Below are 20,999 nucleotides of genomic sequence, written 5' to 3' on the forward strand. Positions count from 1 at the left end.
GGTTGTTGTTACATAGCAAAGGTAATATTTTACCCGCTATATCATAATTAGTTATTGATTAAATCGAGTACTTGTTGCGTTGAGTTTTTTGTGTCAACTTTTTTGATGATATGCGAAATTTTTCCTTCGCCATCTATAATAAATGTGGTGCGTACCGTACCCATGTATTTTTTGCCATACATGTTTTTCTCTGCCCAAACACCATAATCATTTACAATTTTCTGGTCGGTATCTGCAAGTAGGGTAAATGGTAGGTTATGCTTGGTTACAAACTTATGGTGTGATTTTTCGTCATCAACACTAACGCCTAAAACTACAATACCTTTTGCCTGTAAACCCTGATAATTATCCCTAAAATCGCAAGCCTCAGCCGTGCAGCCAGGAGTATCATCTTTTGGGTAAAAATAAAGCACAACAGTTTTCCCTTTGTAATCGCTTAAAGATACCTCAACTCCATTTTGATCTTTTGATGTAATTGCAGGTGCCTGATCACCTTCTTTTAACTCTGCCATATATAATGATTGAATTTGAATGCTGTAATAATTGATTGCTTAATAACTCGTGCAATTTAAACAGTTTAACTTATTATACTGTTCGATATATGTTAAAAGATGACATTTCTTAGTGTAAATCTCAAGTTTAACACATCCTGATCGTGAAATCATTAAATCTTAAAAACCTGCTCCTATTTAAAGAACGTTACCGTATATTTTCTGGTATTTTCTTTCATATCCATTACCACCAATTCTAATGTATGTTTTCCTGTGCCAGTTCTTTCATCGAAACTGTGCCAGAGAGTGGCTGTTTTGGTGTCGAACTCCATTAAAACCCATTTACCATCGATATAGCCGTTAAAACTTTTAATGCCAGATAGGTTATCGCTGATTTTGAAAAATATTTTAGATAAACCTGTCATATTTTTTCCTTCAGCGATATTTACGGGGACTATCCTTGGTGCAATGGTATCAGTAGCGATATAAAAGCTGCCGAAGTTTTTTGGCGTAGCCTTAACATAACCATTTTCAAAAAAACCACCTTGTGATGAGCCATTTGAATTTACGATCAGTGCTTTATTTTTCAGGTTTTCCGGAAGATTATCGGCTTTGATCGAAATGTCGAAACCGATATGTATGGGGGTATATCGATTGTGGATCTGGTGTACGGCCGACCAGGCATTCCCTGCTGGTTTAGGTAGTTTTTTATAAGTGAAATTTAAATCAGTGTATAATGTGCCTAATGGGAAAACGACTTTAACATCATCGGCATTAAATTCGTTTACCTTATTATAGGGATAAATTATTCCAGCCGGAACACTTGCTGTTGCAATTGGTGCCGAACCCGCATTTACCGTAAAAGGCAGCACAGATGAATTTCCTTTCGAATCGGTAATGATATAACGGACCTGATGTAATGCGCCATCATTAAAATTGATTCTGCCACTATTCACTAAACCACTATAAATTTTTAAGGGATTACCCGGTTCTACAAAACTTTTTTGGATGCTCCTTTTTGTGTTTAAATAAGTTGGGTAATCGATATGCGAATTGATGGCCTTACTGTCTTCGAAAGCAAAACGCTCCAGAGCAGAAGTGTATACCTTTTTGCCATCAACCTCTAACTGTATAGAATATACACCATTTGTTCCTGATAAGCCATTGTGCCGATCGGTTACCACAATGCCAAAGCCAACTTCTCCGGTTAAACTGATGGGGGCGGTGGTTTTGTAAACTCCATTTGCCCCCGTAATACCGATGGCCTGTTTTGGAATTGACTCATTAAAGGTTTTACCATTTAGGCGGTACACATATAAACCATGAATTACCGGAGGGATATTATCCGGAATAATGATCCCGAAAAATTGGGGATTTATGGTTTCTTCCGTTTTAGTATCCCTGATTTCGAAGTGTAAATGTGGACCTCCCGAGCTGCCACGGTTACCAGACCAGGCAATAATTTCACCTTTATGTACCGGAATTAGTGTAGCATCGGGAAATTCATCGATTTCAAAAGACTTTTTCTCGTATTCGAGGTTTTTAACAATGGTGGCAATTTTTGGTGAAAAACGCTGTAAGTGGCCATAAACGGTGGTAAAACCGTTTGGATGGTTGATGTACAATGCTTGCCCAAAGCCGCTATTCTGTACCCTTAACCGCGAAATATATCCATCGGCTACGGCATAAACAGGGTAACCTTCGCGCTGGTTGGTCCTGAAATCGATTCCGGAATGAAAGTGGTTGCCGCGGATTTCGCCAAAAGAACCTGCAAGGGCAGGTGGAGTAATATCGAGCGGCTGCCTGAAATCGGTTATGGGATATTTATTCGTACTGAAAATCTGCTGTGCCTGAACACAGACTGAGGCAAATAAAAGGCAAATTGAAACGGAAAATTTTAACTTGTACTGGATCGGATTTTTAATCATTCGTTACTTTACATCAAAATTTAAAAGTTGCTTTCCTTCCAGCCAGGCTTCTAATTTATCGCCCCTGTTTGTTTTGCCAACACCCTGTGGCGTTCCCGTGAAAATCAGATCTCCTTTTTTTAAGGTGATGTACCGGGAAACAAAGCTGATTATCTTCTCGAACGAGAATAACAAATCTTTAGTATGCCCTACCTGACGGCTTTCTCCATTCACCTTCAGTTCGAAATTTAACTGATAAAGATCTTCGAAATCACTTTTAGGAAGAAAAATACTGATGGGCGCTGAGTTGTCAAAAGCTTTGGCTAGTTCCCAGGGCAATCCTTTTTCTTTGTGTTTGGCCTGGATATCACGTGCGGTAAAATCGATGCCTAAACCCACTTCATCATAATAATTGGCTGCAAATTTTTCGGCAATATGTTTTCCTTCTTTACAGATTTTTAAAACCACTTCTAATTCATAATGAACGTCATCAGAAAAATCAGGTAAATAAAAAGGCTTATTATCTTTTAAAACGGCCGTATCAGGTTTCAAAAAAATTACTGGACTAGTAGGAACCGGATTGTTCAGTTCTTTTGCATGTTCGGCATAATTTCTGCCAATGGCGATGATTTTCATTCTTAAGAATATGAAATATGATAAAATTAATGGGGACTAAATCCGCATCAATCAAAAATAGAAAAGAAAACGGGCTTATAAAACTGAGATGCGTTTTACTTGACTTTCTGACCCAGCGATAACCCTTAAGAAGTATATCCCAGGATTTATTCTGTTCGGAATAACGAAGCTTTTGGTTTGCTCACCAGCATTTAGACGCTCATTTGATAGCGTTGTAACTTCGTTTCCTAATAAATCGATAATTTTGATTGTGGTTTGAGTACCATCTTTTCCGATGGATAAGATAATATTTAGCTGATCTTCTACCGGATTTGGATATATTTTAACAATGGTTAACAATTTATCTTTTGCTACGACCGTTGTATTTTTTGGTGTTGTGGAATAAGTATTGAACATGCCGGAGCCACCTATCGACATATAAAGAGGTTTATAAGGCGTAATATTTGCTTTAATTTCAGGGATCCTACTTGTTTTTTTGGTTCTGTTTTTTAAGCTAATGTGAATACTATCAGCTTGTTGCGCCCAAGAATTTACGCCGCATAGCAAAACAATGCACAATGTGCAAGCTAGTTTTGTGAGGAACGTTATCTTAGCGTAGAGTTTCATCAAATTGGTATAGCAAATGTATTAATTTAAAACAAAGAAATTAAACATTTTGTTTAAAAGCCATAATTTAACACAATTTAACAATAAAATTTAATTTTCATAGTGTTAAAAATACACAATAATTTGGTTGTTAAATTGTTATAGTTAGTTTACTTTTGCCGCACTAAAATAATCAACGAAGTGTCAAATCATAAAAATGTCAACGCGTTAACCGCCGGCGGTGTTCTAATTAGTTTAGGTATTGTGTTCGGTGATATTGGTACCTCACCATTATATACACTTAATGCAATTTTTACCAGCATTCTGGGCGTAAAAGGTGGAGTGGTGGGAAGTCCGGGATCTATAACCACTGATGTTGTTCTTGGCGTACTTTCCTGCATCATCTGGACGCTTACCCTTCAAACCACTATTAAGTATGTTATTATTACTTTAAGGGCTGATAATAAAGGTGAGGGTGGTATTTTCTCTTTATTCTCTCTGGTAAGGAAAAAGGCAAAATGGTTAATCGTACCTGCAGTAGTTGGGGGATGCGCATTACTTGCCGATGGCGTAATTACACCAAGTATCACGGTAACATCAGCTATAGAGGGATTAACAAATAAGTTCGATATTCCAGTGGTTCCTGTGGTAATCGCGATATTATCTGTGCTTTTCATTATCCAGCAGTTTGGAACCAATTTGGTTGGGAAGCTCTTTGGCCCTGTAATGTTTGTTTGGTTTACGGTTTTGGGTATCGCCGGGCTTTTATTTATTGTAAAGGATTTTAGCATTTTAAAAGCACTTAATCCATATTATGCCGTGCATTTATTGGCCACCAATAGTAAGGCATTTATTATCTTAGGAGGTGTTTTTCTCTGTACCACCGGGGCAGAGGCATTATATTCAGATCTGGGTCACTGCGGACGTAACAACATCAGGATCAGTTGGATCTTTGTAAAGATAACACTGATTTTAAATTATTTAGGTCAGGGTGTTTGGATTTTGCAGAACGAAAGTACTTTCATCCCCAGTTCAAAAATGAACCCTTTCTTTCAGATTATATCGAGCCATTTTCAGGTACCGATGGTGATCTTAGCTACTATGGCAGCGGTTATTGCGAGTCAGGCATTAATTAGTGGTTCCTTTACCTTAATCTCAGAGGCGGTTCGTTTAAACCTTTGGCCAAAGATCAAAATTGTATATCCATCTGTTCAAAAAGGTCAGCTTTATGTACCATCTATTAACTGGATGCTTTGGTTGGGCTGTTGCAGTATCGTATTCTTCTGGAAAGAATCGTCTAAAATGGATGCAGCTTATGGCCTGTCCATTACCATAGCGATGTTGATGACCACGATTTTGGTAAGTGTGTATTTAAGGAGCAAACGTTTCCCAAGATACCTGATCGCGATTTTTATTTCTGTATATGTGATTATAGAAGGTACTTTCCTCTTCAGTAATCTGCACAAATTCTCTGACGGAGGTTGGTTAACGGTACTGATCGGTTCGGCACTTTTTACCGTGATGTGGAGCTGGTTTGTGGCGCGCAAGATTAAAAACAGATTTGTAAAATACGTTGAAATTGAAGATTATTATGAGATTTTAAGCGAACTGAGCAATGATGAATCGGTTCCCAAATACTCATCTCAGCTGGTTTATTTAACCAGTGCGAACTTTAAAACAGAAATCGAATCCAAGATTATTTATTCCATCATTCAAAAGGAACCAAAACGTGCCGATGTATACTGGCTGGTGCACGTGGATGTAATGGATGAGCCTTATACCTTAGATTATAAAGTTGAGTTCCTCATCCCGGGTAAACTGATCAGAATTGATTTCAGGTTAGGTTTCAGGATTGAGCAGCGGGTAAATTTATTATACCGTAAGGTAGTCGAAGAATTGGTTAAAAATGGAGAAATAGACATCACTAGTCAATACACCTCGTTGAATAAACATAAGATTGCAGGCGATTTTAGGTTTGTCCTGTTGGAAAAACATTTGTCTAAGTTTACGAAGTTGAGTTTTTACGAGCGACAGATCATGGATTACTATTTTATCCTGAAAAAACTAAGTTTATCAGAAGAACGGAGTTTTGGTTTAGACAGTAGTTATGTTGATGTAGAAAAAGTTCCATTGATCTTTGTTACGCCCGACGATATCGAATTACATAGATTGCCCGTTTAATTGATGAGGATGGCTATTTTAATATTGGGAATAGGCTTATTTATAGCTGGGCCCGTGGCAAAAATATATCACCTCGATCATGCCAATAATTACATGATTGCATCTGGGTTAGGGCTTGTGACGATTACAGCCCTGGCTTTTATAAAGAAGAAATAAATCGAATCCTCTTTCTGTAAATGAAAGGGGATTTTTGCTTATTGATGGAATTTATCCTCGTTCCATTTGCTTGGATTATTGATAATATAATTTGAAATGTTCTGATACGCTCTTGCATCACGGATAATGTGTTCGTAATAATTACGTTGCCATAACTTTCCCATTGTTTTGTTGTGCGATTTGAATAATTGCAGACATGCATTCGAAACAATTGATTTGTAAGCTCCGACAATGTCGGCAATCGTCGGGGCGACCCTTGCGGTCGCCCTATATGCCTTATCTTCTTCCTGGGCGACCGCAAGGGTCGCCCCGACAGTATTAAAATCAGATAAAACGATTATGCCATGCATATGATTCGGCATAATCTGAAAGACATCTAGTTCAAAATTTGAAAATCTATTGGCTAAATTAATCCATTCGTTATAAGCGATAGCTCCGGATTCATTTAAGATCATTTCATGCCCTGAAACCCTTCCAAATCTATGAAGCCTATCTTCACAGCAGATCGTGATAAAATAGGCCCCTGCTTTTGAATAATCATAATCCTTTAACCTAATCGATCTTCGATGATGTATTAAAGGATTGTATTTCATTTTACTAACCCTCCGGATTGGCCAGTTTACTGTGCCTGTAGCCGTAAGCAAAATAAACCACAAGACCAATTACCAGCCAGATACCGAAACCGATCCAGTTGGAAATGCCCAGTTCGCACATCATATACAAACAGCTGATCAATCCTAAAACAGGGATTAACGATAGGTTTTTGGTGATGCAATAATAAGTAATCACCACGCAGATGATTAAGAAAATCCACATCGGGATTTTGTGTTTAAACAGGCCCCAGCCACTTTCGTATTTCTTTTCAACGGATACTTTCGACGCTGAAATAAACTGTTCGTAACGATCGGCAGGCAACGCACTCAGATATGATTCTGCATCAACTTTCTCTGCTAAAATAATTTGCGGAGCCGCATTTTTAACAATTTCTTCTTTTACTATTTTAAGTTCATCGCCGCTCAGGGAAGTCACAAAAGTTACCGTTTGGATGGTCTTGGGCGTATTGAGAAAGAAAGCTTTTGTCTCTTTTCCATATTGTGTGAAGGCAAAAATAACCGTTGCAATTAAGGCGATCGGAATTATAAATCTACTGTTTACATAAGGTATTTTAAATTTCCCGCGTTGTACATCAGGCCTGTTCTGTAATACTAAAACACCTGCACAAACCAATACGAAGGCGAAAAGCGTTCCAATAGAACAGAGATCGGTAACGATGGTCAGGTTCATAAACAATGATGGAACGGCGACTACAAAACCAACTACTATGGTCGCAAAAGAAGGTGTTTTATATTTCGGGTGGATTTTTGAAAATGATTTTGGTAATAGTCCATCTCTGCTCATGCTCATCCAGATGCGTGGTTGACCCATCTGGAACACCAAAAGTACACTGGCCATGGCAAAAACAGCACTTACGGCAATAATACCACTCATTAATTTTAAATTAATCTGGTCGAAAACAAATGCGAGCGGATCGCCTACAGATAGTGTATCTGATTTAACAATACCCGTTAAAACTAATGCAATGGCTACATATAGGATGGTGCAGATGATGATCGCCCACATCATTCCGCGGGGAAGATCACGCTGCGGGTTTTTACATTCTTCGGCGGTAGTCGAAATGGCATCGAAACCGATATAAGCAAAAAATACTGCTGAAACGCCTTTTAAAACTCCCGCAACACCATTAGGTGCAAACGGATCCCAGTTTTTTGTGTCCACATAAAAAATACCAACGGCTAAAACCAATAGAATTACGGCGAGTTTAACCACTACCATGGCGTTACTGGCGTTGCGGCTTTCTTTCATGCCACGGTAAATTAACCAGGTAATTAAAATGATAATGCCCAGGGCCGGGATATCTGCAACCAGATGGAAACTACCGATTGTGGGGGCGGTAAGCCATGCGTTATTAGCCAAAGCTGTAGCCGCATCTAAATCAGCAAGATTTTTACCCGCTGCTAAAAGTGCTTCTGCATGTTTATGTCCGTTATATGCACTTAAGTAATCCATGGTCATCCAGTCGGGTACATGGATGCCATCTATGCCAAGCGGCGGTATTTTTATGGTGGAAAGTAACCCTGTAAAGTAATCAGACCAGGAAATGGCTACGGTAATGTTCCCGATGGAATATTCCATAATGAGCGACCAGCCGATAATCCAGGCCACCAGTTCGCCAAAGGCTACATAAGAATAAGTGTAAGCACTGCCTGACACAGGTACCATAGAAGCAAACTCTGCATAGGCAAAAGCGGCAAAACTACAGGCAACTGCTGTAAAAATAAACAAAAAGATTACTGCCGGACCACCATCCGCGCTTGCCTTACCAATCGTACTAAAAATCCCTGCTCCAATAATCGCTGCAATTCCAAAAGCTGTTAAATCGCGTACTCCGAGTGTTTTATGTAATGTATTTTCATGGTCGCCATAGCCTTTTGCCGCATCTTGTAATATCTTGGAAATAGATTTCTTTCTGAATAGCTTTTCGAACATCTTTTATTTGCTTGTTTCTTCAAACTTATAAAAAGTTTGGCTAAAAACGTTTAAAGCAGGATATAATTTTCATTACACTCCGTTTAAGCCATAAATGCGATCATAAATAGCCCGATTTATTGATTTTAAGTAAAAAACCGCAATTATTTGGCTAGAATAATCCTTTGTTTGATTCGCATAATTTTAGGCTGAATGAAACTGTTAATTTTGTCGCTCTTAATCAATCAGGTAAATTAAAACCCTCAAATCCTTGTTTGATTGGAATATTTATAAATGATTACAGTTACCCCTATGAATGCAAATACTACACACATAAAATATATCAAAGAAGGCAACCAGGGTTTGGCCACCATATTGGCCTTTGCTTTAATCCCGCTTTCGGGTTTTGCTACCGATATTTATATCCCATCGCTACCTACAATGGCTGGCGAAATGCAGGTTAGCAGTGTACAGGTTCAACTTACTTTAAGCATTTTTTTGATTAGCTATGGCGTTGCACAACTTTTTATCGGTAGTGTGCTCGATAGTTTTGGCAGGTATAAGATCTGCTTATACTCAATATTAATATTCGCTGCAGCCAGTATTATCATCGCTACTACGCATAATATTTATCTCATTTATTTGATGCGGATTATCCACGGACTTACCGTAGGGGCAATCGTAGTGGCCAAAAGGGCATACTTTGTAGATCTTTATGAAGGCGATCAGCTAAAACATTATCTTAGTATGTTTTCCATTATTTGGTCTACCGGACCAATCGTAGCACCTTTTATCGGCGGTTATCTGCAAACGGCATTTGGCTGGGAATCGAACTTTTACTTTTTGGCTGGTTTTGCACTGGTGTTTGCCGTACTGGAATTATTGTTCAGCGGCGAAACGTTAAGAAACTTTACCGATTTTCAACTCAAAAAGATAACCAAAATCTATGTTGAAATGATTAAAACCACCAGTTTTACACTCGGTATTGTGATGCTGGGTTTGGCTTATTGTATGGTGATGGTTTACAACATGACTGGCCCCTTCATTATCGAACACCATTTTAACTTCTCTCCTGTCATTGCCGGTTACAGTTCGCTGTTTTTGGGTTTCGCCTGGATGGTTGGCGGCTTTATCGGTAAGGCGACCATCAATAAACCTTTTTTCAGAAGATTAATGATCAACTCGCTGTTTCAGGTGGCCTTTGTAATCCTGATGATCTTGAGCTTAAATTTCGTGTCGAACCTATGGTCGTTAATTTTCTTTGCCTTTCTGATCCATGTTGGGGCAGGCTTTACCTTTAACAACTACTTCACTTTCTGTTTGAGCAAGTTTCCTAAAAATGCAGGAATAGCAGGTGGATTAACTGGGGGAATTACTTATGTAATTGTTTCTTTTTTGAGTTACGGTATTGTAAACCTGATCCCTGCCAAAGATGAGCGCAACCTGAGTTACAGTTATCTGATTATGATCCTAATATCGGTTTTAGTGATGTTTGTTATTTTAAAACTCAGGAGAAAAGAAGAGCTATAGCTATCATTTAATTCTGCCTTCTTCGTCTGTAACACTGGTTTTTCGCTCGCGGCTACCTTTAACATTATTGCTGCCGAAAATATAGTTGAGGCTCAACCTGTAAACCCTGCTTTCTTGTTTTTGGGTAAGGTTATAATCCAAACCAGAAAGTGCACTGCTGATTCTTGCCTTTCTGGTGTCGAAAACATCGTTGACTGCAAGTTTAACATTGAGCTTTTTATCGAAGAACGATTTCTTGATGCCTAAATCTATCCCATAATAAGGTTTAATAGCATAGGTGCCATAAATCTGTGAGGAGGCATATTCCCCTGAAAGTTCTGCCGATGTTGAAGGGCTGAGCGTTAAAGTTTGACTGCTGTTGATCATAAAATTTACCTTTTTCCGGTCATAAACACCATTACCTAAATTAGCGGTTTTGATCTGGTTATAGGTACTGGTAAAGGTATTATCCATGCTCCAGAATTTGGTAATGGTGGTGGGGTAGCCGATCGTTAAATCGTAGGCATATTGTTTATCGAGGTTTTGTACGGTTTGATACAAGGTTTTCTTCTCGAGTTCAGGTAGCAATACATCGATGATTAAGTTGTTGGTGATGCTATAGCCCAATGAAATATTCAGTGTTTTTTTATAATTGTACGCCAGTTGAAAAGCATTGGCGTATTGTGGGTTGAGAAAGGGATTTCCCTGGCTAAACGTATATAAATCAACAAAATAAACGAAGGGATTAAGTGATTTATAATCGGGACGGTCAATTCTTCTGCTGTATGAAAAACCGATCTCATGATTTGGGTTTAAGGTTTGGTTGACATTAAAGCTTGGAAAAAAATCAAAGTAACTGCGCTTTACAATCTTGTTATCGTTTATAGAATTGCCTTTAGAATTAGTCTGTTCTGTTCTCAGGCCAATTTCTACGCTGGTCGATTTAAACTCTTGCTTTAAAGTTGCATAGGCGGCATTGACGTTTTCGTCGTAAATAAACCGGTTGCTTCTGCCTGGATCGTTTTTCCAATTTGTTTCGGTGAGGTTTTCGAATTGAAAATCATTGTCGGTACTTACCCAACTGCTTTTTAAACCAATCGCTAATTTAGTCGTAACGCTAAGTGGAAGTGTATAGTCGATTTTTGCAGCTTTAATGTTGATAAAAGAAGGGGTGGCATTTCGAAAGATAGCTGATGATTTATATATCGAACCATTTTGGTCGAAAAACGTGTTTTGGTAAATGGTATTTTCTTCGCTGTGGTATTTCGCATAATCCAAATCGATTGATAACTCCTGGCCTAAGGTATCGATCACGCTTTTGTAATTGAGGTTGTAAGCCTGGTTGCGGTATTTATTCCTTGCCGGGTTATCGGCAACAATCGATGAATCGACCTGTGCAAAACTTCTGCCGATAGCAGTAAGGCCGTTGGACACGTCGTGGCCATTGTTAAAGTAACCTGTGGTGAGAAAACCTAAAGTGTTTTTATCATTGAGGAAATAATCAATCCCAGCCTTATAATTGTTGTTATGTGTTGATCTTGTTTGTGTGTTCGATTGATGAAAATAAGTATTTTGATCACTCCCGTTTACTACCCGTAAAATATCCAGGTTTTCGGTGGCTTTATTGTTGTTGCTGGCGAAGCTTCCATATAAGTTAAGCTTCTTATTTCGGTGGTTAACGGATATACCCGCATCGCTTTTTGGATTCTTCCCATAACCAAAACCTAAATCGACATTTCCGTTGGTACCATAACTGGCGTTCTTTTTTAACTTAATGTTGAGCAGACCTGCATTTCCTTCGGCATCGTACTTAGCAGAAGGGCTGGTGATCAGTTCAATCGTTTTTATTTCGTTACTGTTTAACGAACGCAATCGGGTAGCCAGTTGCTCGGCCGATAAATAAGTTGATTTTCCATCAATGAGTACATTTGCACCAGTTTTTCCTTTTATGCTGATGATCCCATCCTGGTTAACGGATACACCGGGCATTTTGGCAAGCACTTCGAGTGCAGTATTTCCGGTTGAAACAATGCTGTTTTCTACATTCATTACCGTTTTGTCGGTATGGCGTTCTATTAATGCTTTCCGACCCGCTACCACAACACTTTCGAGTTCTTTTACATCCGGCTCCAGACTGAAGCTTAAATCGAGATTCGTTTTGCCTGCAAAAGATTCATGTATTTCTTTTATAGATCGATAACCTATAGCGTTTACCTCAAGGGCAAATTTATTTGACGGGAAGTTTGCCAGTACATATTTCCCTTCTTCGTTAGTGGTGACGGTTTTTACAAAAACTGTATCTGCCAAACTGATAAATTTAAGGCTAGCGGAAATCTTAATGCCATTTTTGCTTATTACCGTGCCGCTAATGGTGATTTTAGTAGTCTGAGCAGACACTACATTTAAAAATAACAGGGAGAGCACGAAATACGGAGCGAATATTTTCATTAGTGAGCTGATGATTAGTTTTTCCTCTTATCTGATTAGGAATTAGAACGAAACTAAATCATTAGGTGCATTAACCCGTGGATTTTAACAATGTTTAACCCAATTAACACTTTTTTACATTCGTTTAGTTAAATGGTTCATTCGTCATTAGTTTATTGGTATTGCAAGTAGTTCAGCATCTTTTGTAATGATAATCGTTTAGAAATGGGCTTAGGGTTTGGCATGAGCTGAGTCGAAACGTATTTACAACATCCGTGTTTCCCTGCCTGAATGGCAAGGCAGGCGTGGCAAAAAAACAATAAACAAAAAAGTCGTGGCAAAATACCACGACCTTAATTTATTGCTGTTGGGAGGAAATACCCTCCACCTTCGAACCTTCTACCTAACCTAACTTTTCCAGTTCAGCCTTCACAAAACTCGCCAGCTCTTTTACATATTCTGCACTGAAATCAAATTTGATCCCTGCGGTTTCATATATCTCGTTCATCGGTTTGGTATAACCTAATGCAAGTGCAGCCAGGTATTGTTCTAAAGCCTTTTCAGGGTTTTCTTTATAATTTTTCCAAACGGCGATGGCACCTAACTGCGCTATTGCATATTCGATATAATAAAAAGGAACCTCAAATAAATGCAGTTGTTTCTGCCATCCGTTTCCAAATTGTTGTTCTAAATCTGTCCAGTCGGCAAAGCCTGCACCAAAACGGTTAAAGATCTGTTTAAAGGTTTCTTCTCTATCGGCAGCGGTATGGTTAGGATTGGTGTAAATCCAGTGTTGAAACTGATCAATCACGGCAACCCATGGCAACGTTTTTAAAACATCAGCCAGCTGCTCCTTTTTAGCGCGGTTTAAATCTTCTGCATTGTCGAAATAAACATCCCAGTTGTCCATAGAGATTAACTCCATGCTCATTGAAGCCAGTTCAGCAACTTCAGATGGACAATGTTTAAAGTCGTTTAGCTCTAAATCTGCGGTTAAAAAAGTATGCACCGCATGTCCGCCTTCATGAACCATTGTGGTTAAATCGCGTAACGAGTTTGCCGAGTTCATAAATATAAACGGTGCTCCGGTTTCGGCTAAAGGATAGTTATAACCACCAGGTGCCTTACCTTTTCTGCTTTCTACATCGAAAAGATTATTGGCTTTCATGGTAGCCAATTTTTCGCCAAGTTTTTCGTCAATGGCATTAAAACAGGCAATGCTTTTATCAATCAGTTCTTCACCATTGTTAAAAGGTTTTAAAGCGGGTTTACCACTTACACTTACTTCTAAATCCCAGGGTTTTAGGACTTCCAGACCTAAAGCTTCGCGGCGTTTTTCGGCCTGTTCTTTTAAAATCGGTACAATTTCTTTCTCGATGGCATTGGCAAAATCGTAACAATCCTGCGGAGTATAATCGAAACGGCCCAAAGCCTGGAACATATAATCACGGTAGTTCTCAAAACCAGCGTTTAAGGCAACCTGTGTGCGCAGTTTAATAAGTTCATCAAAAAGGATGTTTAAATCATCCTTATCCACCAAACGGCGCTGTTGAATGGTTTTCCAGGCATTTTCGCGCACCTCACGGTTTAAATCTTTTATAAAAACCGAAGCTTGCTCTAAGGTATATTCCTGACCATTTAGCTCCACACTCATGGCACCGGTAGTGCTTTGGTATTTCTGTTGTTTCACCTGTAACTCGGTAAACAGCTCGATGTTTTCGTCGCGGTACAGCTCTAAAGCTTTTTTAATCGCGCGGCTGTATACGAAATACTTTTCTTTGTCCAGATCCTCCATAAAAGGGCTTTCGACAAATTTCTTGTTCAATTCGTTGGCCAGTGGTGAAATCTTAGGTTCAATTTCTGTAGCGAAATATTGGAAGTTTTTAACCAACTCTTCATTGGCCGTATCGCAACTCATTTTAATATATCTCCAGGCGAAATCTTCTTCTAAAGCAGCCTCCAGCTCAGAACGGTCTTTTAACCATTGCGCTAATTCAGCTGCGCTATTGATTTCACGGTTTTGCAATTCGGTGAAAAGTGGTGCTAAGCTTTCCCAGGTAATGGTTAATTCCTGAGGGATGTATGTTCTGGGTTTTTTCGTTATAATCATATATTTAATTATTGAATTAGGGTATGATTTTCATTCAGTCAATCGAAACTCAATCATTCGACCTTTACTCATTTTATTTATGCCTCAAATATGCGTCTATTAAAAAGCATGCAGCAAATACTACCGATGCATAACCGTTTAAGGTTTGAAAGGCCCGGTTTACTTTACTGATATCATTTGGTTTTACCAGTAAGTGCTGATAAATCAACATCGAACAGAAAAACACAATACCTACGTAATATACCCAGCTAAAGGATGTAAAAAACACCGGCAATATTACGCATGTAGCCGATAGTACATGCAACAGCACTGATACATTTAAAGCATTTTTAATGCCAAGAGCAGATGGGATAGAATGTAATTTTTCTTCGCGGTCGAATTCTTCATCCTGTAAGGCATAAATAATATCAAATCCACTTACCCAGAACAATACAGTTAAAGAATACAAAACAGGAACGAGGGCAAAATGTCCGGTTACGGCAATGTAAGCGCCAATAGGGGCAAGGGATAAGCCCAGGCCCAATACCAAATGGCAAAGCGCCGTAAAGCGTTTGGTGTAACTATAAAATAAAACCACAAATAAAGCTATTGGCGACAGATAGAAACATAGCGGATTAATAAAATAAGTAGTAATGGCAAAAAGTACGCAATTGGCGATTACGAAAATCAGCGCTTCATTTGCCGAAACTTTACCAGCAGGGATATCGCGCATTTTTGTGCGTGGGTTTTTGGCGTCGATATTTCTGTCGAGATAACGGTTAAAGGCCATTGCCGAGTTACGGGCAAAAACCATGCAGAGCAAAACCAAAATCAGTTTATACCACGAGAAAGGATTTTCGGTTGTGGTTACACCCAAAAAGAAACCAATCATGGCGAATGGCAATGCGAAAACAGAGTGGGCGAATAATACGAGTGAAAAGTATTTTTTCATTTATTGGAAATGGGTTAACTGTATAAATCGGTTAACTGGTTAATTGTTTAGTTGATGGTTTATCGTTAAATGGTTCCTAGACTTGGTGCATAAATACATCATGTTATTGGTTATACTAAAGATCCTAAGTTAAATTCAATCCGCATCATGCTATCTGCTTTGATCTATCCCACAATTAGCCATATGCTGTTCGGCTATTGAGCCAATGACTAATGAACTATCTAAAATTTCTTATAATCTGTTGGTACAACAAAATCTTTATTCACCTCATAGATAAAGTTTAGCACCTCATCTTTACCCGTTCCTTTTTCTGCAGATGAAATAAAGGTTGCGGGAATCTCTTCAAAAAACTCACCTAATTTTTTCTTAAAGGCAGCTACATTTTTCTGGGTAGTAGTCATGCCCTGTTTATCGGCTTTGGTAAAGATCAAGGAAAAAGGAATCTGTTTTTCACCCAACCAATAGCAAAATTCGATATCAATTCCCTGCGGTTCTAAACGGCTATCTATTAAAACAAACACGCACTGTAAGCTTTCTCTTTTGGTAATATAGGCACGGATAAATTTCTCCCATTTCTCCCTGCTGGTTTTCGAAACCTTTGCATAACCATAACCCGGTAAATCGACAATATACCACTTTTCGTTTATCAGAAAGTGATTGATCAACTGGGTTTTACCAGGGCGTTGAGAGGTTTTGGCCAATCCATGCTGATTAACCAACATGTTGATCAGTGAAGATTTACCCACATTAGAGCGGCCGATAAATGCATATTCGGGCATCGTTGGTACCGGTAGGGCCGAAATCTGGGTGTTGCTGCAAACAAATGTTGCCGTTTTGATAATCATGGTACAAAGGTAACAATTAGTTTTGAGTTGAGGGTTTGGAGTGAGGAGTAGAAAAACTACTGTCGTCAGCAATTCGTAAAGTTTAAGGCAATCGCTAAACTGCAAACTCTAAACTCCCAACTGCAAACTCTTTTCTCTATCTTTGCCGCATATCATGAATCAGAATATCACCCCATACCAAGTAGACGACGCAACTAAAAAAGAGCAGGTTGCAACCATGTTTAACAACATTTCTGGCACTTACGATTTTTTAAATCATTTCCTTTCTTTAGGCATTGATGTACTATGGCGCAAGAAAGCGATCAAGGAGCTGGTTTCCATCCATCCAAGAACTCTGCTTGATGTAGCTACAGGCACCGGCGATTTTGCTTTTGAAGCCATTAAAAAACTTCGTCCCGAAAAGGTGATCGGTGTAGATATTTCTGAAGGTATGTTGGACGTTGCTAAAAAGAAAATCAACGAACGTAGCTTAAACGAAGTTTTTACGGTTCAGGTGGGCGATTCGGAAGGATTACACTTTGAGGATAATACCTTTGATGCCATAACCTGCGCATATGGTGTGCGTAATTTCGAAAATCTTGAAAAAGGATTAAAAGATATGTTCAGGGTATTAAAGCCTGATGGCAAAATGGTGGTACTCGAGTTTTCGAAACCTAAAGTTTTTCCGGTTAAACAATTGTACAGCTTTTATTTTAAGCAGGTAACCCCTTTCTTTGGGAAACTATTTTCTAAAGACCACAGGGCTTATACCTATCTGCCAGAGTCGGTAGCAGCTTTTCCCGATGGAGAAGATTTTACCAATCTGATGGAAAAAGTTGGCTTTAAAAGTACCAAACAAAGAATTTTAACGTTTGGAATAAGTTCGATATATATAGGAACCAAATGATCAGAAGATTAAGCCTCATCCTTTCACTTTTCACTGTTTCTACAACTGCCTTTGCTCAAAACTGGGGTGGTGGCATTGATGATGAAGACTGGAGTTTTGGTTTCAATTTTCAATATATATCCGCCGAATACAAAATATTAAAAAAGGCCAATTGGCGATCACCCTTTTATGAAGTGCCAAATTCTTTTGGTGTTTCTTACGACCCCAATTCGGGTGTTCCCGTTACTTCAAAACTAAATTCCATTTCCAGTACACCTTCACAGGGTTTTGGATTGGGCTTTGTAATGAACAGGATGATTTCGGATAACTTTGATATCAGGGCAACGCCTTCCCTTATTTTTAGCGACAGATCAGTAACCTACGAGTACGAGCCCATGGCCCCAATTAATGTAGGTAATGGGCAAACTAAAAACTTTCAATCGGTAGTGGAACGAAAAGTTCAGGCTACCATGTTCGAATTTCCATTGGGGCTAAAAGTAAAATCTGATCGCTTTAAAGATCTTCGGGTGTATTGGTTAGGAGGTGCAAAATATTCGATAGACATTGCCTCGAAAAAGAAAACCTTCGATGAAGGGGAAACAGCCGTTAATAAACTGTTAAAAAACCGGAGGAATTACCTGTCTTACGAAACGGGTATCGGCTTCGATATCTACTTCGAATATTTTAAAATGTCGCCTGAAATTAAGCTGTCGTATTCTACAAACGATCTGCTTCAGCATGACGATACCGCCTATGCCAATCCAATTGATAAGTTGAAATTACGTCAATTAACATTCAGTTTAATTTTTCAATAGTCCTGCAAACCAAAAAAACTTACCTTTGCAAGAGCAGGTAAATCGAGAGGATTTCGTCTTAAAGATTTATCGCAACTTAAAATTCATAAAGATGTCTAAAATAGCATTCATTACAGGTGCAACTTCTGGTATTGGCGAAGCTTGCGCACATACATTTGCCCAGCAAGGTTATCATTTGGTTTTATTAGCACGCAGAGAAGACCGCCTGGCTAAAATCGCCCATCATTTAGAGGATAAATATGCCATTACCATTAAACAGGTTGTGGCTGATGTGCGCAATAAGGAAAGCCTTACCGCCGCTTTAGACGTTTTATCTGCAGAGTGGAAAAAGATTGATGTATTGGTTAATAATGCAGGTTTAAGCCAGGGTTTAGATCCGATCGATAAAGGCGATACCAACGATTGGGATACCATGATCGATACCAATGTGAAGGGTTTGCTTTATGTAACCAAAATTGTTTCCAACTGGATGATCCCGCACCAGTCTGGCCACATCATTAATATCGGATCTATCGCCGGGAAAGAGGTTTATCCAAATGGAAACGTATATTGTGCAAGTAAACATGCTGTTGATGCCTTAACCAAAGGTATGCGCATTGACCTGCTTGCCCATGGTATAAAAGTTACGGCAATTAATCCGGGGATGGTAGAAACTGAATTTTCGGTAGTACGTTTTAAAGGAGATGAAGACCGTGCAAAAAAGGTATACGAAAACTTTGAACCTTTAATTGCAGATGATATTGCCGATGCCATCTGGTATGTGGTAAGCAGACCAAAACATGTGAATATTAACGATATGCTGATTATGCCAACAGCACAGGCTACAGCGACAATTATAAATAAAACCCCCTAGCCCCCTGAAGGGGAACATAAGATTGGGAGGGAAATAACAAAGTAATTTTTATTTTAAACTAATGAAAGGAAAGCCCCTTTAGGGGTTTGGGGTTAAAAATGATATCTACAACAATAGATCAGGAAATTAAAAAAGCCATGCTGGCTAAAAACAGTGCCCAGTTAAGGGGATTAAGGGCTATAAAAGCAGCCTTACTTTTGGCTAAAACCGAAAAAGGTTCTACTGAAGAAATTACAGAAGAAACCGAACTTAAAATCCTTCAAAAACTGATTAAACAGCGACGTGAATCTGCTGATATTTACAAACAGCAAAACCGTGAAGATTTATATCAGGTGGAGGAAGAAGAAATTGAAGTAATCAATCAATTTTTACCAAAACAGTTGGATAGGACAGAGGTTGCCGTAATTATCGAGGCGGTAATCAAACAATCTGGCGCCACATCGGTTAAGGATATGGGTAAGGTAATGGGCATGGCAAACAAAGAACTGGCTGGTAAAGCAGATGGTAAATTAATTGCCGAGATTGTTAAGGAAAAACTGGCTTAAATGAGGTAAAAAGTAGGAGGGTAGAAAGGTTGAAGGCAATTTATTGCCAGCCGCTTACCGCTCTACGCATTACAAATAAAGTTTTTATACCGTTTTCGGTTTTATTTCAGAAAAATGGCATAGAAATGCATAAATTTAATTTTACTCTACTAACTTAGTAGCACAATACCATCTAGAATATATATGACTTACCCGATAATAGAAGAAGACGGATTTAAATACATCGAAGCTGGAACAGGCGAGACACTGGTATTGCTGCACGGCCTAATGGGCGAACTAAGCAACTGGGAACTGGTTATCGAACAGTTTAAAGATCGCTATCGTGTAATTATTCCTATTTTACCCATTTACGACCTGCCTATCTTAACATTAGGCGTAAAGGCACTTTCGAGATACCTTAACCGCTTCTTGAAATATAAAAATTTAAGTCAGGTGGTGCTTGTTGGCAATTCACTTGGCGGTCATGTTGGGCTGGTATTTACCGTTGCCCACCAGGAGTTTGTTAAAGCCCTGGTGCTAACCGGCAGTTCTGGTTTATATGAAAATGCCTTTGGGGGTTCATTCCCGCGCAGGGAGAGTTACGATTATATCAAAGAAAAGGTTGAATTTACTTTTTACGACCCGGCAACGGCAACCAAAGAGCTTGTTGATGACGTGTTTAAAACGGTTAACGACCGGTCGAGGGTAATCCGGATTTTAACCATGGCGAAATCGGCAATCCGCCACAACATGGCCAAAGAATTGTCGAAAATTACCATCCCTGTTTCCCTGATTTGGGGAAAGAATGATAAAGTTACCCCGCCGGAAGTGGCAGAAGAATTTCACCAATTGCTGCCAAATTCTGAATTAAACTGGGTTGATAAATGCGGACATGCACCTATGATGGAGCATCCGAAAGAATTTAATGCATATTTAGAGAAATTTTTAGATAGAATATTGTTGAAATAATGTTTGCGGCAGAAATCATATCGGATGCAATTCCATCATTAAAAACCGGTGACACGGTGCAAAAGGCTTTAGATCGTATGAACGATTTTAAACTAAAGCATTTGCCTGTTGTTAACGAAGTTACTTTGTTGGGTTTGGTTGCTGAAGATGATTTATTAAACATTGCTGATCATGATACCCTTTTGAGCAATGCTGCGATAAACATGTTGAATGTTTTCGTACTCAGTAATGCCCATACTTATGATGTAATCAGATTATTGGGCCAGCTCAAACTTACTGTTGTTCCGGTTTTAGATCAACAGAAAAACTATCTTGGTTCGATTACCATCAATAATATGGTAAACGCAGTAGCCGAGCAATATGCCGTAAACGAACCCGGCGGAATTATCGTTCTGGAAATTAGCAACCGTGATAATTCCCTGGCACATATCGCCCAGATTGTGGAGGCCGATAACGCACAGATCCTGTCTTCTTACGTAAACGCTTTCGAAGATTCTACGCGCTTAGAGGTCACATTAAAAGTAAATAAAACAGAAATTACTTCATTGGTAGCTTCTTTCGAAAGATATGATTATCTGGTAAAAGAAGTATACAACAACACACAGATTGATGATGGGTCGCAGGAGCGTTACGATTCGTTCATGAACTATTTAAATGTATAAACCTACT

General features: G+C 38.9%; 18 protein-coding genes. 8 read left to right on the forward strand and 10 right to left on the reverse strand.

Going from position 1 to position 20,999, the window contains the following annotated elements; genetic code table 11:
- Positions 1 to 47: 47 nt before the first annotated feature.
- The 4 genes from bcp to AC04Q1_RS13295 form a co-directional block, all read right to left on the reverse strand.
- On the reverse strand, positions 48 to 512 hold the full coding sequence (gene bcp, locus AC04Q1_RS13280; RefSeq protein ID WP_478365079.1) for a thioredoxin-dependent thiol peroxidase: 465 nt from the start codon (positions 510 to 512) through the stop codon (positions 48 to 50).
- A gap of 173 nt (positions 513 to 685) precedes the next feature.
- Positions 686 to 2,419, reverse strand: coding sequence for a M23 family metallopeptidase (locus AC04Q1_RS13285; protein WP_478365080.1), 1,734 nt, complete (start codon positions 2,417 to 2,419; stop codon positions 686 to 688).
- Between the two features lie 3 nt (positions 2,420 to 2,422).
- Positions 2,423 to 3,034, reverse strand: coding sequence for a fumarylacetoacetate hydrolase family protein (locus AC04Q1_RS13290; RefSeq protein WP_478365081.1), 612 nt, complete (start codon positions 3,032 to 3,034; stop codon positions 2,423 to 2,425).
- Between the two features lie 75 nt (positions 3,035 to 3,109).
- Positions 3,110 to 3,640, reverse strand: a complete 531-nt coding sequence (locus tag AC04Q1_RS13295; RefSeq protein ID WP_478365082.1) for a T9SS type A sorting domain-containing protein — start codon at positions 3,638 to 3,640, stop codon at positions 3,110 to 3,112.
- Between the two features lie 180 nt (positions 3,641 to 3,820).
- On the opposite strand from AC04Q1_RS13295, the gene AC04Q1_RS13300 reads away from it, so the two are divergent.
- On the forward strand, positions 3,821 to 5,800 hold the full coding sequence (locus AC04Q1_RS13300; RefSeq protein ID WP_478365083.1) for a KUP/HAK/KT family potassium transporter: 1,980 nt from the start codon (positions 3,821 to 3,823) through the stop codon (positions 5,798 to 5,800).
- Between the two features lie 194 nt (positions 5,801 to 5,994).
- Here the strand turns inward: AC04Q1_RS13300 and AC04Q1_RS13305 are convergent, their stop codons facing one another.
- Together AC04Q1_RS13305 and AC04Q1_RS13310 are read right to left on the reverse strand one after the other, a co-directional pair.
- Positions 5,995 to 6,549, reverse strand: a complete 555-nt coding sequence (locus AC04Q1_RS13305) for a transposase (RefSeq protein WP_478365084.1) — start codon at positions 6,547 to 6,549, stop codon at positions 5,995 to 5,997.
- A gap of 4 nt (positions 6,550 to 6,553) precedes the next feature.
- Positions 6,554 to 8,503, reverse strand: a complete 1,950-nt coding sequence (locus AC04Q1_RS13310) for an amino acid permease (RefSeq protein ID WP_478365085.1) — start codon at positions 8,501 to 8,503, stop codon at positions 6,554 to 6,556.
- 273 nt (positions 8,504 to 8,776) lie between these two features.
- Here AC04Q1_RS13310 and AC04Q1_RS13315 point away from each other — a divergent pair, with 273 nt between their 5' ends.
- Positions 8,777 to 10,012, forward strand: coding sequence for an MFS transporter (locus tag AC04Q1_RS13315; RefSeq protein ID WP_478365086.1), 1,236 nt, complete (start codon positions 8,777 to 8,779; stop codon positions 10,010 to 10,012).
- Between the two features lie 3 nt (positions 10,013 to 10,015).
- On the opposite strand, the gene AC04Q1_RS13320 is transcribed toward AC04Q1_RS13315, so the two are convergent.
- From AC04Q1_RS13320 to yihA, 4 genes are all read right to left on the reverse strand, one after another.
- Positions 10,016 to 12,439, reverse strand: a complete 2,424-nt coding sequence (locus AC04Q1_RS13320) for a TonB-dependent receptor (RefSeq protein WP_478365087.1) — start codon at positions 12,437 to 12,439, stop codon at positions 10,016 to 10,018.
- A 382-nt stretch (positions 12,440 to 12,821) separates the two neighbouring features.
- Positions 12,822 to 14,528: a M3 family oligoendopeptidase gene (locus AC04Q1_RS13325; protein ID WP_478365088.1), complete on the reverse strand. Its 1,707-nt coding sequence runs from the start codon at positions 14,526 to 14,528 to the stop codon at positions 12,822 to 12,824.
- Between the two features lie 73 nt (positions 14,529 to 14,601).
- Complete coding sequence (locus AC04Q1_RS13330) at positions 14,602 to 15,459, reverse strand: UbiA-like polyprenyltransferase (protein ID WP_478365089.1); 858 nt, start codon at positions 15,457 to 15,459, stop codon at positions 14,602 to 14,604.
- A 221-nt stretch (positions 15,460 to 15,680) separates the two neighbouring features.
- Positions 15,681 to 16,304: a ribosome biogenesis GTP-binding protein YihA/YsxC gene (gene yihA / locus AC04Q1_RS13335; protein ID WP_116251379.1), complete on the reverse strand. Its 624-nt coding sequence runs from the start codon at positions 16,302 to 16,304 to the stop codon at positions 15,681 to 15,683.
- A gap of 154 nt (positions 16,305 to 16,458) precedes the next feature.
- Here yihA and ubiE point away from each other — a divergent pair, with 154 nt between their 5' ends.
- From ubiE to AC04Q1_RS13365, 6 genes are all read left to right on the forward strand, one after another.
- Entirely contained in the window at positions 16,459 to 17,190 is a 732-nt protein-coding gene (gene ubiE, locus AC04Q1_RS13340; protein WP_478365090.1) for a bifunctional demethylmenaquinone methyltransferase/2-methoxy-6-polyprenyl-1,4-benzoquinol methylase UbiE, read from the forward strand.
- Positions 17,187 to 17,984, forward strand: a complete 798-nt coding sequence (porT, locus tag AC04Q1_RS13345) for a type IX secretion/gliding motility protein PorT/SprT (protein WP_478365091.1) — start codon at positions 17,187 to 17,189, stop codon at positions 17,982 to 17,984. Before ubiE ends, porT begins: the two co-directional genes overlap by 4 nt.
- A gap of 91 nt (positions 17,985 to 18,075) precedes the next feature.
- Entirely contained in the window at positions 18,076 to 18,837 is a 762-nt protein-coding gene (locus tag AC04Q1_RS13350) for an SDR family NAD(P)-dependent oxidoreductase (RefSeq protein WP_478365092.1), read from the forward strand.
- Between the two features lie 98 nt (positions 18,838 to 18,935).
- Complete coding sequence (locus AC04Q1_RS13355; RefSeq protein ID WP_478365093.1) at positions 18,936 to 19,382, forward strand: GatB/YqeY domain-containing protein; 447 nt, start codon at positions 18,936 to 18,938, stop codon at positions 19,380 to 19,382.
- Positions 19,383 to 19,565: 183 nt separating this feature from the next.
- Positions 19,566 to 20,330, forward strand: coding sequence for an alpha/beta fold hydrolase (locus tag AC04Q1_RS13360; protein ID WP_478365094.1), 765 nt, complete (start codon positions 19,566 to 19,568; stop codon positions 20,328 to 20,330).
- Entirely contained in the window at positions 20,330 to 20,992 is a 663-nt protein-coding gene (locus AC04Q1_RS13365; RefSeq protein WP_478365095.1) for a CBS domain-containing protein, read from the forward strand. Before AC04Q1_RS13360 ends, AC04Q1_RS13365 begins: the two co-directional genes overlap by 1 nt.
- The last annotated feature ends 7 nt before the right edge of the window (positions 20,993 to 20,999 follow it).

Source organism: Pedobacter humicola (assembly GCF_056490705.1).

What these genes read in the sequence shown, in the direction of transcription:
- porT (WP_478365091.1), top strand. Translation starts at nt 17,187, where the DNA reads ATGATCAGAAGATTAAGCCTCATCCTTTCACTTTTCACTGTTTCTACA.
- AC04Q1_RS13360 (WP_478365094.1), top strand. Translation starts at nt 19,566, where the DNA reads ATGACTTACCCGATAATAGAAGAAGACGGATTTAAATACATCGAAGCT.
- AC04Q1_RS13305 (WP_478365084.1), bottom strand. Translation starts at nt 6,549, where the DNA reads ATGAAATACAATCCTTTAATACATCATCGAAGATCGATTAGGTTAAAG.
- AC04Q1_RS13365 (WP_478365095.1), top strand. Translation starts at nt 20,330, where the DNA reads ATGTTTGCGGCAGAAATCATATCGGATGCAATTCCATCATTAAAAACC.
- AC04Q1_RS13295 (WP_478365082.1), bottom strand. Translation starts at nt 3,640, where the DNA reads ATGAAACTCTACGCTAAGATAACGTTCCTCACAAAACTAGCTTGCACA.
- AC04Q1_RS13290 (WP_478365081.1), bottom strand. Translation starts at nt 3,034, where the DNA reads ATGAAAATCATCGCCATTGGCAGAAATTATGCCGAACATGCAAAAGAA.
- bcp (WP_478365079.1), bottom strand. Translation starts at nt 512, where the DNA reads ATGGCAGAGTTAAAAGAAGGTGATCAGGCACCTGCAATTACATCAAAA.
- AC04Q1_RS13330 (WP_478365089.1), bottom strand. Translation starts at nt 15,459, where the DNA reads ATGAAAAAATACTTTTCACTCGTATTATTCGCCCACTCTGTTTTCGCA.
- AC04Q1_RS13325 (WP_478365088.1), bottom strand. Translation starts at nt 14,528, where the DNA reads ATGATTATAACGAAAAAACCCAGAACATACATCCCTCAGGAATTAACC.
- AC04Q1_RS13355 (WP_478365093.1), top strand. Translation starts at nt 18,936, where the DNA reads ATGATATCTACAACAATAGATCAGGAAATTAAAAAAGCCATGCTGGCT.
- AC04Q1_RS13310 (WP_478365085.1), bottom strand. Translation starts at nt 8,503, where the DNA reads ATGTTCGAAAAGCTATTCAGAAAGAAATCTATTTCCAAGATATTACAA.
- yihA (WP_116251379.1), bottom strand. Translation starts at nt 16,304, where the DNA reads ATGATTATCAAAACGGCAACATTTGTTTGCAGCAACACCCAGATTTCG.
- AC04Q1_RS13350 (WP_478365092.1), top strand. Translation starts at nt 18,076, where the DNA reads ATGTCTAAAATAGCATTCATTACAGGTGCAACTTCTGGTATTGGCGAA.
- AC04Q1_RS13285 (WP_478365080.1), bottom strand. Translation starts at nt 2,419, where the DNA reads ATGATTAAAAATCCGATCCAGTACAAGTTAAAATTTTCCGTTTCAATT.
- AC04Q1_RS13315 (WP_478365086.1), top strand. Translation starts at nt 8,777, where the DNA reads ATGATTACAGTTACCCCTATGAATGCAAATACTACACACATAAAATAT.
- AC04Q1_RS13320 (WP_478365087.1), bottom strand. Translation starts at nt 12,439, where the DNA reads ATGAAAATATTCGCTCCGTATTTCGTGCTCTCCCTGTTATTTTTAAAT.
- ubiE (WP_478365090.1), top strand. Translation starts at nt 16,459, where the DNA reads ATGAATCAGAATATCACCCCATACCAAGTAGACGACGCAACTAAAAAA.